The sequence below is a fragment of the Telluria sp. LT1R51-2 genome (assembly GCF_059685775.1).
On record NZ_JCASIM010000001.1, the window covers coordinates 3,948,249 to 3,963,971 of the forward strand.

At 61.7% G+C, this 15,723-nt stretch carries 17 protein-coding genes; 6 read left to right on the top strand and 11 right to left on the bottom strand.

What is annotated here, in order from left to right:
- Window positions 1-22 precede the first annotated feature (22 nt).
- A complete protein-coding gene (locus AC56LH_RS17425) occupies window positions 23-562 on the top strand; it encodes an NUDIX hydrolase (protein ID WP_499648104.1) in 540 nt (179 codons plus the stop codon).
- Between the two features lie 231 nt (window positions 563-793).
- On the opposite strand, the gene AC56LH_RS17430 is transcribed toward AC56LH_RS17425, so the two are convergent.
- The 7 genes from AC56LH_RS17430 to AC56LH_RS17460 form a co-directional block, all read right to left on the bottom strand.
- Window positions 794-1,165 (bottom strand): hypothetical protein, encoded by a 372-nt coding sequence (locus AC56LH_RS17430; RefSeq protein ID WP_499648106.1) that lies wholly within the window; start codon window positions 1,163-1,165, stop codon window positions 794-796.
- A 200-nt stretch (window positions 1,166-1,365) separates the two neighbouring features.
- Window positions 1,366-1,779, bottom strand: a complete 414-nt coding sequence (locus tag AC56LH_RS17435; protein ID WP_499648108.1) for a DMP19 family protein — start codon at window positions 1,777-1,779, stop codon at window positions 1,366-1,368.
- Window positions 1,780-2,513: 734 nt separating this feature from the next.
- Window positions 2,514-3,059, bottom strand: a complete 546-nt coding sequence (locus AC56LH_RS17440; protein WP_499648110.1) for a hypothetical protein — start codon at window positions 3,057-3,059, stop codon at window positions 2,514-2,516.
- 166 nt (window positions 3,060-3,225) lie between these two features.
- Window positions 3,226-3,945: an arsenical resistance protein ArsH gene (gene arsH, locus AC56LH_RS17445; protein WP_499648112.1), complete on the bottom strand. Its 720-nt coding sequence runs from the start codon at window positions 3,943-3,945 to the stop codon at window positions 3,226-3,228.
- A gap of 13 nt (window positions 3,946-3,958) precedes the next feature.
- A complete protein-coding gene (locus AC56LH_RS17450; RefSeq protein ID WP_499648114.1) occupies window positions 3,959-5,239 on the bottom strand; it encodes an arsenic transporter in 1,281 nt (426 codons plus the stop codon).
- Between the two features lie 56 nt (window positions 5,240-5,295).
- On the bottom strand, window positions 5,296-5,775 hold the full coding sequence (locus tag AC56LH_RS17455) for an arsenate reductase ArsC (RefSeq protein ID WP_499648116.1): 480 nt from the start codon (window positions 5,773-5,775) through the stop codon (window positions 5,296-5,298).
- Window positions 5,776-5,810: 35 nt separating this feature from the next.
- Window positions 5,811-6,137 (bottom strand): ArsR/SmtB family transcription factor, encoded by a 327-nt coding sequence (locus tag AC56LH_RS17460; protein WP_499456810.1) that lies wholly within the window; start codon window positions 6,135-6,137, stop codon window positions 5,811-5,813.
- A 208-nt stretch (window positions 6,138-6,345) separates the two neighbouring features.
- On the opposite strand from AC56LH_RS17460, the gene panB reads away from it, so the two are divergent.
- Window positions 6,346-7,233: a 3-methyl-2-oxobutanoate hydroxymethyltransferase gene (gene panB, locus AC56LH_RS17465; RefSeq protein WP_499648118.1), complete on the top strand. Its 888-nt coding sequence runs from the start codon at window positions 6,346-6,348 to the stop codon at window positions 7,231-7,233.
- A 13-nt stretch (window positions 7,234-7,246) separates the two neighbouring features.
- Here panB and AC56LH_RS17470 read toward each other — a convergent pair whose 3' ends face one another.
- Window positions 7,247-8,398 (bottom strand): MFS transporter, encoded by a 1,152-nt coding sequence (locus AC56LH_RS17470; protein ID WP_499648120.1) that lies wholly within the window; start codon window positions 8,396-8,398, stop codon window positions 7,247-7,249.
- Window positions 8,395-9,171, bottom strand: coding sequence for a DeoR/GlpR family DNA-binding transcription regulator (locus tag AC56LH_RS17475; RefSeq protein WP_499648122.1), 777 nt, complete (start codon window positions 9,169-9,171; stop codon window positions 8,395-8,397). The genes AC56LH_RS17470 and AC56LH_RS17475 overlap by 4 nt, the downstream gene beginning before the upstream one ends.
- A gap of 181 nt (window positions 9,172-9,352) precedes the next feature.
- Between AC56LH_RS17475 and AC56LH_RS17480 the strand changes: the two genes are divergently transcribed.
- From AC56LH_RS17480 to AC56LH_RS17490, 3 genes are all read left to right on the top strand, one after another.
- Window positions 9,353-10,414 carry a sensor histidine kinase gene (locus AC56LH_RS17480; RefSeq protein ID WP_499648124.1) on the top strand — a complete coding sequence of 354 codons (1,062 nt, stop codon included), beginning with the start codon at window positions 9,353-9,355 and terminating at the stop codon, window positions 10,412-10,414.
- On the top strand, window positions 10,411-11,151 hold the full coding sequence (locus tag AC56LH_RS17485) for a LytR/AlgR family response regulator transcription factor (RefSeq protein WP_499648126.1): 741 nt from the start codon (window positions 10,411-10,413) through the stop codon (window positions 11,149-11,151). Before AC56LH_RS17480 ends, AC56LH_RS17485 begins: the two co-directional genes overlap by 4 nt.
- A gap of 76 nt (window positions 11,152-11,227) precedes the next feature.
- Window positions 11,228-12,670 carry a high affinity choline transporter 1 gene (locus AC56LH_RS17490; RefSeq protein WP_499648128.1) on the top strand — a complete coding sequence of 481 codons (1,443 nt, stop codon included), beginning with the start codon at window positions 11,228-11,230 and terminating at the stop codon, window positions 12,668-12,670.
- 57 nt (window positions 12,671-12,727) lie between these two features.
- On the opposite strand, the gene AC56LH_RS17495 is transcribed toward AC56LH_RS17490, so the two are convergent.
- Window positions 12,728-13,528 (bottom strand): SDR family NAD(P)-dependent oxidoreductase, encoded by an 801-nt coding sequence (locus AC56LH_RS17495; RefSeq protein ID WP_499648130.1) that lies wholly within the window; start codon window positions 13,526-13,528, stop codon window positions 12,728-12,730.
- A gap of 66 nt (window positions 13,529-13,594) precedes the next feature.
- Between AC56LH_RS17495 and AC56LH_RS17500 the strand changes: the two genes are divergently transcribed.
- Entirely contained in the window at window positions 13,595-14,203 is a 609-nt protein-coding gene (locus tag AC56LH_RS17500; RefSeq protein WP_499648132.1) for a TetR/AcrR family transcriptional regulator, read from the top strand.
- 105 nt (window positions 14,204-14,308) lie between these two features.
- Here the strand turns inward: AC56LH_RS17500 and AC56LH_RS17505 are convergent, their stop codons facing one another.
- Entirely contained in the window at window positions 14,309-15,679 is a 1,371-nt protein-coding gene (locus tag AC56LH_RS17505; protein ID WP_499648134.1) for a glutamine synthetase family protein, read from the bottom strand.
- Window positions 15,680-15,723: the final 44 nt, after the last annotated feature.

Here is a 15,723-nt window from a genome sequence, read left to right on the forward strand (position 1 = left end):
TAACGAAGTACCAGGAGCTTTTGTGACGCTGCTGCATACACTGACCCATCCCGGCCTCTCACTCGAAGGCACCATCTTCGAACGGCAGGCCGTGCGCGCCATCATCCTGCGTGGCCGCGACATCTTGCTGCTGTATACCCGCCGCTACGATGACTACAGCTTCCCGGGCGGAGGATTGGATGCGGGCGAAGACCCGATGGACGGCCTGCGCCGCGAACTGCTGGAAGAAACGGGCGCCGCCAACGTCACTGTCGAAAGTTACGTCGGCTATCTCGACGAGCATCGCCCGCCGCTGAAAAGTGGCTACGACGTGCTATTCATGCGCTCGCACTTCTATCGCTGTCACGTTGACGGCCAATTGGGCGCGACCTCGCCCGAAGCGTACGAGGTGGCCAACGGCATGGTGCCGCGCTGGATCGATATCGATGCCGCCATCGAACACAACGAGCGGATACTCGGTACCAAGCCGGCGCACATGGGGCTGTCGATCGCGCGTGAAACGTGGATGCTCAGGTACGCGCTCGCCATGCTGGCGGCAGGCGCTGCTGTGGGCGGACAATAAAGTTCGACGCGAGCACGGCTATGAGGCGAACGATGTCGACATGCTGGGCATGCAGGTAAAGTTTGACGCAACCTGCTGGTTCCTTCGCCCTATTCGGCCGGTTGAATCTAAGGCCGATGGCGGCCGTTCAGTTCGAGCATAGCAGGTCGCCATGAGCGGAAAATCGTAGACTGTTATGGAGGACCGGATCCGACCCAGAGCGGACTATCGCGAAGTCGATGATGGCCATGGTCAGATATGCCTTATTACACCTTTACGTTCCAATTCTTTCAGTAGTGACGTCGGAACAATCTGCCAGACCCGTACGCAATCTTTGTGAAAGTTATCGCAGGCGCTGAAGATCAACTGCTCTTCTGTAGCCAATTGAGTGTGCACAACCACACCATATTTTCCAAGAATTCTTGGCAACGAAAGCTTCGTCTTCAGCGCTTTTATCGTTTCCTCGTTAATTGGAACGCTCCAGAAATCGCTTCCCGACCCATCATCCTCACGCGTAAGCGCCGCCGTAACGCAATTACTTGCTCCCGGTACTTCATGCAGATGCAAAGACGAAAGCCTCCCTTTAAAAGAAGCGAACGCCACGCCTTCGTAAGCGACATACATCGCCCAAAGAAACGTTTAACAGTCTCGAACGGAAATCCAACGGAATGTTTCGGTCTGGTTATTCATTGCACCTGCCTTCCACGGTATCTGTGCCATCGATGAACTACTCCGGTTCGTCTGCTTGGCCGGTTGCAGACCTTCGGTCGCGTCAGCTTCCGACCCCATACGATAGGATGGACTCCTGCTCCCCTTGAGGGCACTTAGCTCTTACCAGGCACTTGCAGGAATGAGTTCAACGTTTGCTCAATGTTCTCATGTGCGAAAAAGATATCGTCGAGCTCCTCCATCGACGTGATAAAGCTACTCGGTCGTGAGTCAATGAAGTCTTGTCTTTCCTGAGGGAACTTATGCGGATCATCGAACGGAAATAATGAGACCAGTTTTGAGAAGCGTAGTGCGATCTCAGTGAGGCCAACGCTACTGAACGCCTGAACGAAGACGTCATACGGTGGATCACCAGGGAAGTTGCTCTCAAAGAAATATTGGAGCCCGCCGTTCTCAATGATTCCCCACGCTGAATACACCATAACGACCTTACGGCATGATTGGTCTAAATTTCCACCTTGCTGAACCTTGTCGAGTGCGTCAAAACATGTAGCAATGCTTGAGGACATAGTCGCAATTTTCTCCTGTGCACATGAACATTAAATTATGCTGCCAATGTCTGCTTCTGGCCTTGGATCCAGCCGGTTGAGGCAGCATAGCAGGTTGCCAGTTTAAAAATTCAGCAGTAGCCGCGGCAGGCCGAAACCGACCCGAATCAGCCGTTCCCGCTCCGCTTACACGGCCGTTCGTTCTTTATAAACAGGCCAAACGCTTATCTCGTTAGTCACGGCAAACTAATTTCAATGGCACTCCGTCTTTGTAAGCAAAATATTCCGTGCAGTGGCGCCCATTGTCTACGATTATTCGTTTCCCGAATGAGGATGCATATTCCGCTTCACTGAATCTCACCATGCCCTCCTGATTGAAGTCCATCGAATCGTATGCAATGCACGCAAGGAATGTCAGATGCCCATAACGGCTTCGAAGAGATGCCGAATCCACTGCCCAAACACAAGTCGTTTGGACTCACCTCGCCTTAGCCGATGCGTCAATAGCCAAGTTGCGTACAAGACGACCATAACTACGCACGCTGCGGCGAGAATGGTCGTAATGATTTCTGTGGCAAGCAGCATGAGGACACTTTCTGATTAGTTGCTCATTTGATCGATCGCCATTAGCCATCTCATCACGGGCATCCGCTTCTGGCCAATCTCGCCCCTTCAGGCCAGCATAGGAGGCTATCAACACCGCAAAATCGCAGACTATCCCAAGGACCAGTTCCGACCATTGCAGACATTGGCGGCTAGGAGAAAAGCGGCCGTGGATTGAACTCGTTGATTACTTCTGTTGCGCTAAAGAATCGAGCCATCTCATCAAGAGGATATTGTGATACACGAGCTGTTTGAAGATGTTTGCATTTCTCAAGTGGGACGAGCGATTTATCCGGAGGACATACGCCTAAAAGTTCCAAATAGGTCAGCTGAGAAAGATGGGACAATGGATCAAGCGACTGGATGGTTGTTGTTTTTCTCGAAGCGTCCCAACTTGGGAGTGTCGACAGGGAGAGTGCCGTCAGCCGTTGCAGCCTGCTTAGTGGCGAGATATCGCAGATCTTCGGCATGTGCACTATTTGTAGAAAGCGCAGTTCACTGAGCTTGCCGAGAAACTCGAAAGACTCATCAGGAAAAGTAGCAATTACCAGCTCCTCCAAGTTACACAGAGCGCCCAGGGGTACAAGGCTCTTGTACTTGCAATGCCATACCCTTGCGCTACGTACTAATTCGGTATCTGCAACTGATGGGAATTTGCGAGCAGGGTCGCGTATTAAATCGAGGTGTACATCTGGCATATCGTTTTCCCACATTCCTGCGCTAGTGCGATATCTGGCATCTGCTCTCGGCCAAAAGCGGAAGTTCGCCAGAGCATATCCGCCCTGGCCTCTTGTGTCGAACTTTATTGTTTTTGTCCGACGTTATTGTTTGCCCATAGCCGCGCCAGGCTGACATCGATGTCGTTCAAATCTTCCCAATCTGCCGGTCAATCGCCTTGAGCGCACGTTCGTTACGCTCGCTATACCGATCAGTCAGATAATCGCTCCGCCCCCGGGTCAGCAGCGTAAACTTGACCAGCTCCTCCATCACGTCCACCACACGATCGTAATACGCAGAGGGCCGCATCCGGCCTTCGTCATCGAATTCCTTGTACGCCATCGGCACCGACGACTGGTTCGGAATCGTGATCATGCGCATCCAGCGCCCCAGCAAGCGCAGCGTGTTGACCACGTTGAACGATTGCGACCCGCCGCAGACCTGCATCACGGCCAGCGTCCGGCCCTGGCTCGGGCGCACGGCGCCCTGCTCCAGCGGGATCCAGTCGATCTGGTTCTTCATCACGCCGGTCACCGTGCCATGCCGCTCGGGGCTGCACCAGACCTGGCCTTCCGACCACAGGCACAACGCGCGCAGTTCGACGACTTTCGGGTGCGTCTCCGGCACGCTGCCCACCATCGGCAAGGTCATCGGATCGAAGATTTTCACCTCGGCGCCGAAGTGCTCGAGAATGCGCGCGGCCTCGAAGGTAAGAAAGCGGCTGAAAGAGCGTTCGCGCAAGGAACCGTACAGCAGCAGGATGCGCGGCGGGTGATTCATCTCCCCTACCGGCTCGAGCTTGTCGATGGTCGGCATGTCCAGCAACTCAGGCCGGATATTCGGCAGGTTCGGGATCGTGTCGTTCATGGCGATACCTTTCTTAGCTCAGGCGCAGCGCAAGCGCGCACAGGGTGATGAACAGAATCGGCAAGGTCAGCACGATGCCCACCCGGAAGTAGTAGCCCCACGAGATACGGATATCCTTTGCTGCCAGCACATGCAGCCACAGCAGCGTGGCCAGGCTGCCGATCGGGGTGATTTTTGGGCCGAGGTCGGCGCCGATGACGTTCGCGTACACCATGGTCTCGCGCACCACGCCGCTGGTCGTGGTGGCGTCGATGGCCAGAAGGCCCACCAGCACCGACGGCAGATTGTTCATGATCGAGGACAGGATCGCCGTGATGAAGCCGGTACCAAGCGCAGCGCCCCAGACACCATATTGCGCGCACCAGTTCAGCAGCTCGGTCAGATACACCGTCAACCCGGCATTCCTCAGGCCGTACACGACCAGATACATGCCGAGCGAAAAGATCACGATCTGCCACGGCGCATCGCGCAGCACGGCGCGTGTCGAGATGCGGCTTCCGCGCGCCGCCACTGCCAGCAGCAGTGCTGCGCCGGCCGCCGCCACGGCGCTGATCGGTACGCCCATGTCGTCAAGCCAGAAGAAGCCGACCAACAGGATTCCCAGCACCCACCAGCCGGTGATGAAGGTTGCCCGGTCATGAATGGCATCATCCGGGCACTTCAATTGCGCCATGTCGTAGTTCGCCGGGATGTCCTTGCGGAAGAACCAGATGAGTGCGCCAAGCGTTGCGGCCACGGCGACCAGATTGACCGGCACCATCACCGACGCGTAGCGGGAGAAGCTGATGCCGAAATAGTCGGCCGAGACGATGTTGACGAGGTTCGACACGACCAGCGGCAGGCTGGCCGTATCGGCGATGAAGCCGGCCGCCATGACGAAGGCCAGCGTCGCCTTGGGCGTGAAACGCAGCGCCAGCAGCATCGCGATCACGATGGGCGTCAGGATCAGGGCTGCGCCATCGTTGGCAAACAGGGCTGACACGGCGGCACCCAGCAGCACGAGCAGGATGAACAGGCGCAGGCCATTGCCCTTGCCCCAGCGCGCGACGTGCAGGGCCGCCCATTCGAAGAAGCCCGCCTTGTCCAGCAGCAGGCTGATGATGATGATGGCGACGAATGCCCCCGTCGCATTCCAGACGATGGCCCAGACCACCGGGATGTCGGCGACGTGGATGACACCGGTCAGCAGCGCGACCGCAGCGCCGGCCGTGGCGCTCCAGCCGATGCCCAGCCCCCGGGGCTGCCAGATGACGAGAACGAGTGTTGCAAGAAAAATCAGTGATGCGATCAGCACAAAGGGTCCTAGTGAACAGGTCAATCAATTACAGCGTCGGCAGTGCCGGATGCCGCTCAGGGCAACAAGGTGCCGATGCGGTCGAGCTCGGCCTTGAACCGGTTGCGGTCAGCTTGCAGTTCCTCCAGCGGCAGCGCCAGGAAGGCGTGTATGCGGGCCAGGATGATGGCATAAGTACGCTCGAACGCCGCTTCGATTTGTTCGTCGGTACCGACGACGTGACCTGGATCGTCCAGGCCCCAGTGCGTCCGCAGCACCGGGCCGAGATAAGCAGGACAGGTCTCGCCGGCCGCGCTGCCGCAGACGGTCACGACGATATCGGGCGTGACCGGCAAGTCGTCCCACGACTTGCTGTAATAGCCCTCGGTCGAGATGCCCTTGCGGTGCAGGAGCGCGACAGCGCGCGGATGCAGCGTGCCCGTCGGCTGGCTGCCGGCGCTGATTGCCTGCCACCCCTCGGGCGCCAGATGGTTGAACGTGCCCTCGCTGAGGACGGAGCGGCACGAATTGCCGGTGCAGAGAAAGAGAATGTTCATGGGATGGTTGGTCTGGGTAAGGGTCATGTGCCGCGTCAGTGCGGCTTGCAGGCATCGCCCGTGGCCGCGTCGCACGGGACGCCACCGCAGCAATTCTCGGTCAAAAAGCCGACCAGGCCATTCATCGTCGCGATGTTGGCCGAATAGATCACGAAGCGCCCGTCCTGCCGGGACGACAGCAAATCTGCGTGCGACAGCTCTTTCAGATGAAACGACAGCGCCGACGGCTGCACATCGAGGTGCTCGGCAATCCGGCTGGCCGCCAGCCCCGCCGGCCCCACCTGGACCAGCAGCCGGAAAATCGCCAAGCGGCTCCCCTGCGACAACGCTGACAGGGCGGCAAGTGTGGCTTTGGTATCCATGGGGGTTCCGATTGATGCATTACAAGACATGCGAATGATAGACGAACGATACAACAATTCAAAGAATATTGAAGTATTTTGACGGCTTGATGACATGGGGCTAGCCGTGTCAGGAAAGGCAGGCTGCAGTAGAATGCGCGCTGACTGCAGCTTCGCAGGCGCCCCATTACACTGAGCGCCAAGACGTATCGTTTTAAAGGATTTCTTCATGAGTGGATATTTGCAGGGTAACGAGATGACGGCTGGCGCAGGTGCACCCACGCCCGCCGCTGTGCCCGCGCCCGCGGCCCCCGTACCGGCAACCCCGAAAGCCGTCACCGTGCCATCGCTGCTGGCCATGCGCGCAGCCGGCAACAAGATCGCGATGCTGACCTGCTACGACGCCAGCTTTGCGTCGCTGATGGACCGCTGCGGCGTCGAGATCCTGCTGATCGGCGATTCGCTGGGCATGGTCTGCGCCGGTTACGATTCGACGCTGCCGGTGACGGTGGCCGACATGGTCTACCACACGGCCTCGGTCGCGCGCGGCAACAAGCACGCACTGGTGCTGGCCGACATGCCGTTCGGCGCCTACGGCAACCCACAGCAGGCCTATGACAGCGCCGTGCAGCTGATGCGCGCCGGCGCGCAGATGATCAAGATCGAAGGCGGCGCCTGGCTGGCCGATACCGTGCGCCTGCTGGTCGAACGCGGGATTCCGGTGTGCGCGCACATTGGCCTGACGCCGCAGTTCGTGCACCAGCTGGGTGGTTTCCGCGTGCAGGGCAAGACCGACGCGGGCGCCGACAGCCTGAAGAACGATGCGCTGGCGCTGCAGGCGGCCGGCGCGGCGCTGATCCTGATCGAAGCGGTGCCCGCAGCGCTGGGCAAGGAAGTCACCGAGCTGCTGTCGGTGCCGACGATCGGCATTGGCGCCGGCCCCGATTGCTCGGGCCAGGTGCTGGTGATGCACGATCTGCTGGGCGTATTCCCGGGCCGTAAGGCGCGCTTCGTGAAGAACTTCATGGATGGCCAGACCAGCATCGACGCGGCCGTCACGAGCTATGTGACGGCCGTGAAGGATGGCAGCTTCCCGGCTGCCGAGCACTGCTTCTGATCGTGATGACGCCCTAGCGCCGGATCACACGGGCGCTCAGGGCGATCACGAGGCCCGATAACGACAGTCCGCCCAGCGCCACCATAATGCTCGAGTGCATGGCAACCCAGCCCAGCACCGGCGGCGCCAGCAGCAAGCCACCGTAGCCGAGCGTGGCCACCGCCGCCACGCCGTTCCCGGCGCTCATGCCGGGGATGCGCGCGGCGGCCCCGAACAGCAGCGGCACCACATTCGCCGCGCCCAGTCCCACCAGCGCGAAACCGACCGCCGACAGCACGAAGTGCGTGCTGGCCACTGCCAGCGCCAGCCCGGCGAACATCGCCAGGCCCCCAATGACCATGATGCGCAGCGCGCCGAAGCGCACGATCAGCCGGTCGCCGGCGAAGCGGCACGCCGCCATCGCAATCGAAAACGCCGAGAAGCCCAGCGCCGCCGACGCCGGCGTGGCGCCGGTGCGCTCTTGCATCAGCAACGCGCTCCAGTCGACCAGCGCGCCTTCCACCGCAAAGCACAGCAGCGCCAGCAAGCCCAAGCTCAATGCCGCGCCGCGCGGCAGCGAGAAGTGACTGCCCGCGCCGTGGCTGGCCGCGAAGCCCATCACGCGCGGCGCAGACAACGCCAGCACGACCGCCGTGACCACGCCGACCATCAGCGCGCCCTGGCCATGGCCCAGGCCCTGCCCGACCAGCAACCCGCCGATGCCGGCGCCAAACAGGCCACCGAGGCTGAAGAAGCCGTGGAACGACGACATCGTCGGCAGGCCGCGCGCGGTTTCGACTTCACTCGCGTTGGCATTCATTGCCACGTCCAGCGCGCCGTTGCTGACGCCAAACAGAAACGCGGCGATGAACAGCAGCGGCAAACTCGGCGCGCCCATGATCAACGGCGTCATCGCCGCAAAGGCAAAGCCCGACAGCAGCACCATGCGGCGTGTGCCCCAGCGCCCGGTCAGGCCGCCCATCAGCGGCATCGCCAGCAGTGCACCGGCAGCGACGGTCAGCAGCACCATGCTCAGCATGCCGGTATCGATCCCCATGCGCGCCTGCACGGTCGGTACGTGCGCGGCCCACAGGCCGATGCCGGCGCCATTAAGAAGAAACACGGTGGAGATGGCCCAGCGCGCCGCGTCGATGCTGCGCGGATTGGCGGTAGATACGGGATTCATGCGGCAGCCTTCGTCGTAATGGTGATGTCGAGTGCCGGATGGTGCTGGCGCAGCAGGGCAATGCTGGCGGCTGGGGCGTCGTGCTCCACCACCAGATGGTCGATCTCTGACAGCGCACCGAACAGGAACGCCGCGCTGTCGTCGAAGCGTTCGTTGAGCGCCGCGACCGCGTGGCGCGTGCTGGCGGCGAACATCGCGCGTTTGAGCGCCGTTTCTTCGGGATCGGATGCACTCACACCACGCGCGGGATCGAGACCGCAGACGCCGACGAGCGCCAGATCGAGCCGCAGGCGGGCCACCTCGGCCAGCGTGGCCGCGCCGACCGTCGCGCCGAGCGCAGGATGGTAAGTGCCGCCCAGCAGCACGATGCGCGTGAGCCTGAATCCCCCCAGCGCCAGCGCAATCTGCGGGCTGTTGGTGACGATCGTCGCGGCGCAGCCGTCGTCGAGCAGGCGCGCCAGCGCCAGGTGCGTCGAGCTGGCATCGATCAGGACCGTATCGTCCGGCCGGATGCAGGCGCGCAGACCATGCGCCAGTGCAGTCTTGCGCGGCAGGTCGGTGATTGCACGCTCGCTGAAGCTGGCCTCTGGCTGGCGCCGGATCGCGCCGCCATGCACGCGGCGCAGCAGGCCGGCTGCATCCAGTTCGCGCAGGTCGCGCCGGATCGTGTCTTCCGAGGTGGCCAGGCGGGTGGCCAGTTCTGCTGCCAGTACCCTGCCCTCGCGCTCGACGGCATAGACGATGGCATCACGCCGTTCTTCGGCTAATTGCATGGCGTTCTCCTTGTTCTAGACACGTCACTGTACACAAACATGCACGTTCGTGCAATAAAGTGCATAAAAACGCAAAAGCGTGATCCGTGTCTCGATGACGCAATCCTGCAGTTCGCACCGGATTCCCGCATTTCGGCGCAAGACCCGCCGCAGCGCGGTTTTTCTGCGCGATACTCGACAGATGACCACGACCAAGTCTTACGTCCTCTCGCCGATGTGGCGCCTGTACATCGCCGCCTGGCTGAGCTACATGCTGGTGATTGCGCTGGTGATGCAGGCCGACACCCTGTTGGCGGGCCGGCTCGACCCATCCCTGTTCTGGCGAGCCTTTGTGAGCATTGCGCCATCGGCTGCGATGCTGGCCCTGCTCTGGCCGCTCAGTGGCCGCTTCGAACGGCGCGCCGTACCCGGTGTGCAACGCTTCGTCATCCACGTCGTGGCGGCAGTGGCGTTTGCCACCTATGCGCATACGGTGCTGGTGGTAACGCAGAATCCGCCACCCCATCCGCTGTCCTGGCACCTGTGGCCCTTCCTGTACAACATGATGAGCTACGCCGTGGTGGCGGGTGTCTTTCACCTGGTGCGCGCCAACGCCGCGACCCAGCGCCAGGCCCTCGCTACGCAGCAGGCGCAGACGCTGCTGGTGGCGAGCGAACTGGGCGCACTGCGCAGCAAGCTCAATCCGCACTTCCTGTTCAACACCCTGCACTCGATCATCGCCCTCACCGGCCGCAATCCAGAGGCGGCGGAGACGGCGCTGTTCCAGTTTTCGAACATGCTGCGCTACGTGCTCGACACCGAACGCGCTGGCGTCGATCGCGTCACGCTGGACGCCGAACTCGATTTCGTGCGCGACTACCTGGAACTGGAAAGCCTGCGCCTGGGCGAGCGCCTGCGGGTCGAGTGGGATCTCGACCCGGACCTGGGCGATTGTCTGGTGCCGGCCCTGAGCCTGCAGCCGCTGGTCGAGAACAGCATCAAGCACGCGTTCAACCCATTCACCCGCCATGGCGTCCTGCGTATCGAGAGCCGGCGCGAACCCGCTACCGGCCTGCTGCGTGTGACGGTCCGCGACGACGGCCCTGGCGCTGCAGCGGCCACGATCGAGGCCTCGCCCGGCCTGGGCATCCGCACCATCGGCCGGCGCCTGGATCTCGACTACGCCGGCCGCGCCGCGCTGCGCATCGACTCCCAACCCGGCGCCGGCTTTGCCGCCTGCGTCACCGTGCCCACGACGCCATGACCACAAAGACCGTATTTTTCGCCGAAGACGAACCGCTCGCACGCGACGTGCTGCGCGACGCCATCTACGCCCATCCGGGCCTGCGGCTGGTGGGCGAAGCGGCTGACGGCGCGAGCGCGCTGGCGCGCATCGGGGCGCTGCGGCCCGACGTGGTGTTCATGGATATCCAGATGCCCGAGATGACGGGGCTCGAGGTGCTGCGCCAGCTCGATTACCTGCCGCAGATCGTCTTCACGACCGCTTATGATCACTATGCGGTGGCTGCCTTCGAGCTGCACGCCGTCGACTACCTGCTCAAGCCGTTCACGCGGGCGCGCTTTGCCGACAGCGTGGCGCGTCTGCTCGATGGCGCGCGGCCCGAACGCGCGGCCGTCGACGATGCGCTGGTGCGTGCCAGCACCGGGCCGGCGCCACTCGATCGCATCCTCGTGCGCGACCGTGGCCGCATCTTTCCGCTCGCGGTGCACGAGATCGAATACATGAAGGCTGATTCGAAGTACACCGTGATCGCCGCGCGCGGCCAGCATTTCCTGGTGCGCATCGGGATGTCGGAACTCGAAGCGCAGCTCGATCCACGGCGTTTCATCCGCGTGCACCGCTCGGCGCTGGTGAACCTGGACTTCGTCGAATCGATGCGCGCCGACGACCAGTCGCAACTGCAGATCTTCATGCGCGACGGGACCTGCATCGGCGCCAACCGCGAGGCTTCCCGACTGTTGCGCGAGATGGCAATTTAGGCCGCCGGCCAGGTTTCGGATTTATAATCGCGGAATTTTCCGCTCATAAATTCCCTGGCCTCGGAGCACCTACTGCATGAACCTCACTTTGATCACCTTCGTCGTGCTTTATTTGCTCGGCACGCTGGCTCTCGGCATGTGGGCGGGTACGCGGATCAAGAACACCAGCGACTTTGCCGTCGCCGGGCGCAGCCTGCCGCTGGTCATGGTGATCACCACCACATTTGCGACCTGGTTCGGCGCCGAGACGGTGATGGGCATCCCGGCCAAGTTCGTCCAGGGCGGCCTGAACGCTGTGATCGAAGACCCGTTCGGGGCCGGCATGTGCCTGGTGCTGGTGGGCCTGTTCTTCGCCACCAAGCTGTATAAACTCAACCTGCTCACGATCGGCGACTACTACCGCCAGCGCTACGGCAAGGGCATCGAGATCTTCTGCTCCGTCGCAATCATCATGAGTTATCTCGGCTGGGTCGCGGCGCAGATCACCGCGCTGGGCCTGGTGTTTTCGGTTCTGACGGCCGGCGCGATGTCGCCGGCGGCTGGCATGATCGTCGGCACGCTGACGGTGCTGATCTATGTGGTCGTGGGCGGCTTCCTGGCCGTGGCGATCACGGACTTCATCCAGATGATCGTGCTGGTCGTGGGCATGAGCGTGATTGCCTGGTTCGCGGCCGACCTGGCCGGCGGCGCCGGCAACGTGATGGCGATGGCGCAGAACGCCGACCTGTGGCGCGTGTGGCCCGAGCCGAGCTTCACTGACATCATGTTCTTCATCGCCGCGGCTGTGACGATGATGTTTGGCTCGATCCCGCAGCAGGACGTGTTCCAGCGCGTGATGTCGGCCAAGGATGCCCCGACCGCGCGCACCGGCGCCGTGATCGGCGGCGTGAGCTACATTCTGTTCGCCTTTGTGCCGATGTTCATCGTGGCCGCTGCTGTGGTGGTGATGGGCGGCCAGGCGCTCGAGATCGCGCAGAACGACTACCAGCGCCTGCTGCCCACGTTCGTGATGACCAAAATGCCGCTCGTGATGCAGATCCTGTTCTTCGGCGCGCTGCTCTCGGCGATCAAGAGCACGTCGTCGGCCACGCTGCTGGCGCCGTCGACGAGTTTTGTCGAGAACATCCTCAAGAATATCCGGCCCGGCATGACCGACCGCCAGCAGTTGCTGGCGATGCGCGTCACGATCGTGATCTTTGCGACGCTGGTGCTACTGTATGCGATCGCGATGGAAGGCACGTCGATTTACGAGCTGGTCTCAAGCGCGTATCAGGTGCCGCTGGTGGGGGCGTTCGTGCCGCTGGTGATGGGTCTGTACTGGAAGCACGCTACCACCCAGGGTGCGATCCTGTCGATCGCGGGCGGCTTGCTGACGTGGGTGCTGTTTTTCGAACAGGTCACGGGGTGGGGCGTGCATTTCCCGGGGCAGCTGGCCGGGTTGATCATGGCGTTTGTCGGCATGGTTGTCGGGTCGCTGGCGCCGCAGGTGCTGGTCAATCGCCGCGAAGTGGCAGCGTAAGCATTGGTTGAACGCGTGGACGGCGGAGCCGTCCACCCTACGCTGGCCATTAGGGCATTACCAGGGGACCATGCCGTTCTCGTCCGAAAAAGTACCGGTCGGGCCATCGTCACCGATCAGTGCCAGGCGCACCGGCTCGCGTGCCCCTTCCTCGACGCTGCGCGTCCCGTTGAAATTGTTCAGCGCCGTCGACGTGAATCCCGGGCAGGCCGCGTTCACTTTGATCCTGGTGTGTTCGAGGGCGAGCGCGAAGGACAGCATCACGGCATGGACTGCTGCTTTCGACACCGAGTAATTGCCAAACATGCGCCGGTGCGCATTCGATTCGTCCGAATTGAGCGTCAGCGATGCGCCGGAACTGCCGGTCATGACAATCCGGCCGGCCGGCGCTTCAGTTAACAACGGCAGCATTGCCTGCGTCACGGCGATCACGCCAAACACATTGGTCTCGAACACTTTGCGCACATTCTCGAGCGGCGCAGTCGTCAACAGGTTGGTGTTTACCGCTTTCTCGAATGACTGGTTTGACGCCGCACGCGAGATGCCGGCATTGTTCATCAACACATCCAACCGGCCGAACTCGCGCCGGATCCGGTCCGCTGCTGCCTGAATCGACGCCGCATCGGTGACATCAAGCTGGATAGCATGTGCACGATCGCCAATTTCACGCGCGGCGGCTTCGCCTTTTACCAGGTCGCGCGCGCCGACCAGGACGGTAAGTCCTTTTGCAACCAGCTCCTTTGCGATCTGCAACCCGATCCCTTGATTTGCGCCGGTGACCAGAGCGACACGTTGTTCGTCCATGAGAATGACCTTTCCAAAATGACGACGAGTGCCGCCTGCTGGTATGATCACCATAAGCGGAACGTCATTCCGGCTTTATACGGAACAACGTTCCGCTTGTCAACGGGATCAGGTGGCCATTTGTCGGACGAAGAAACGGGTAAAGCAACAATGAGCGATGCAACGGGCCGCCGTGTACGGGCAGATGCGCTGCGCAATATCGATATCGTGGTGGAGTCGGCGCGCGATATATTTGCCGAGCAGGGTGTGGACGCACCGATGCGCACGATCGCGCAAAAAGCTGGCGTGGGTGTGGGTACCATCTACCGGCACTTCCCACAGCGGGCTGATCTGATAGCGGCAGTGTTCCGGCATCAGGTTGATGCCTGCGCCGACGCAGCAGCGTCATTTTTGCAGCAGTATCGGCCGGGCGAAGCGCTGGATCTCTGGATGCAGCGCTATGTCGATTTCATTGTGGCCAAGCGTGGGCTGGCGGCATCGTTGTATGCAGGCGGCACCGCCTTCGAAAACCTGCCAGCGTATTTCGACAGCCGTTTTGAGCCAGCCCTTCAATCGCTTCTCGATGCTGCCGTGGACGCCGGCGAGTTGCAGGCAGGCGCCGACCCTCGTGATCTGCTTCGCGCTATTGCCAGTCTGTGCATGCCGACCAGTAATGGCGATCCAACCTCTGCGCGCCGCCTGGTTGCACTGCTCGTCGATGGTCTGCGTTACCGTGCGGTGCCAAGATAATCATGCAAGTCCTGCTTGCAATGGCATCCACCATCTACGTTCCCCCCCCTTCACCGCGCCATGCATCCAGACCGGCGGCATACGGTGAACGGGGTCAACGACCGATCAAACGTGCAGCAGCAAATGCTCGCGTTCCCACGGGCTGATCACCCGCATGAACTCCTGATGCTCCAGGTCTTTCACCGCCGTGTAGACGTCGATAAAGCGCTCGCCCAGCACGTCGCGCAGGCGGTCTTCACGGCGCAGCACCGTGATGGCTTCGGACAGCCCTTGCGGCAGATCCACCGGCATGTCGTAGGCGCTGCCTTCAACCATCGCTGACGGCTCGATCGCTTCGACCATCCCCAGGTAGCCGCAGGCCAGCGTGATCGCCAGCGCCAGGTACGGGTTGGCGTCGGCGCCGATCACGCGGTTCTCCACGCGCCGGTCTTGCGAACCCGACACCGGCACCCGGATGCCCACGGTGCGATTGTCGATCCCCCACTGCAGATTGATCGGCGCGGCCGTATGGCGCACGATGCGGCGGTACGAGTTGACATACGGCGCAACGATCGCCATCGCCGACGGCATGTAGCGCTGCAGGCCGCCGATATAGTGGTGGAACAGCTCGGACGGCGCGCCGTCTTCGGTGCTGAAGATGTTCTTGCCCGTTTCGCCATCGACCACGCTCTGGTGCACGTGCATCGCCGAACCCGGCTCATTGGCCATCGGCTTGGCCATGAAGGTCGCGTACATGTCGTGCTTGAGCGCTGCTTCGCGCAGCGTGCGCTTGAAGTAGAACACCTTGTCGGCCAGGCCCAGCGGCTCGCCATGCTGGAAGTTGATTTCCATCTGGCCGGCGCCGATCTCGTGAATCAGCGTGTCGACGTCCAGGTTCATCAGCTCGCAGTAATCGTAGATGTCTTCGAACAGCGGATCGAACTCGTTGACCGCATCGATGCTGTAGACCTGGCGGCTCGTTTCGGCGCGGCCGCTGCGGCCGATCGGCGGCACCAGCGGCAGGTCGGGATCGATGTTCTTGGCCGTGAGGTAAAACTCGAGTTCCGGCGCCACCAGTGGCTTCCAGCCGCGCTGCTCGTACAGCTTGAGCACGCGGCGCAGCACGCTGCGCGGCGCAAAGTCGACCAGGCGGCCGTCGGCGTAATAGCAGTCGTGGATCACTTGCGCAGTGGGGTCGACGGCCCACGGCACCATCGTGATGGTGGTGGGGTCGGCCTTGAGGATCATGTCGCGGTCGATGCTCGAGATGGCGCGCTCGTAGGCATCGTCACGTTCCGGCGTGTTGCCGGTCACGGTCATGCCCAGCACGACTTCAGGCAGGCGCATGCCACGGTCGTCCGTGAACTTCACGCGCGGCAGGATCTTGCCGCGCGCAACGCCGGTCAGATCGGGCACCAAGCATTCGATTTCGGTGACCCGCTTTGCATCGAGCCACTCGTCCATATCGGTATAACTGAAATTTTCGCGTATTGCCATTATTGCCTCATGTCGGTAGTCGATTGCGCGCCCGCTTCACGCCG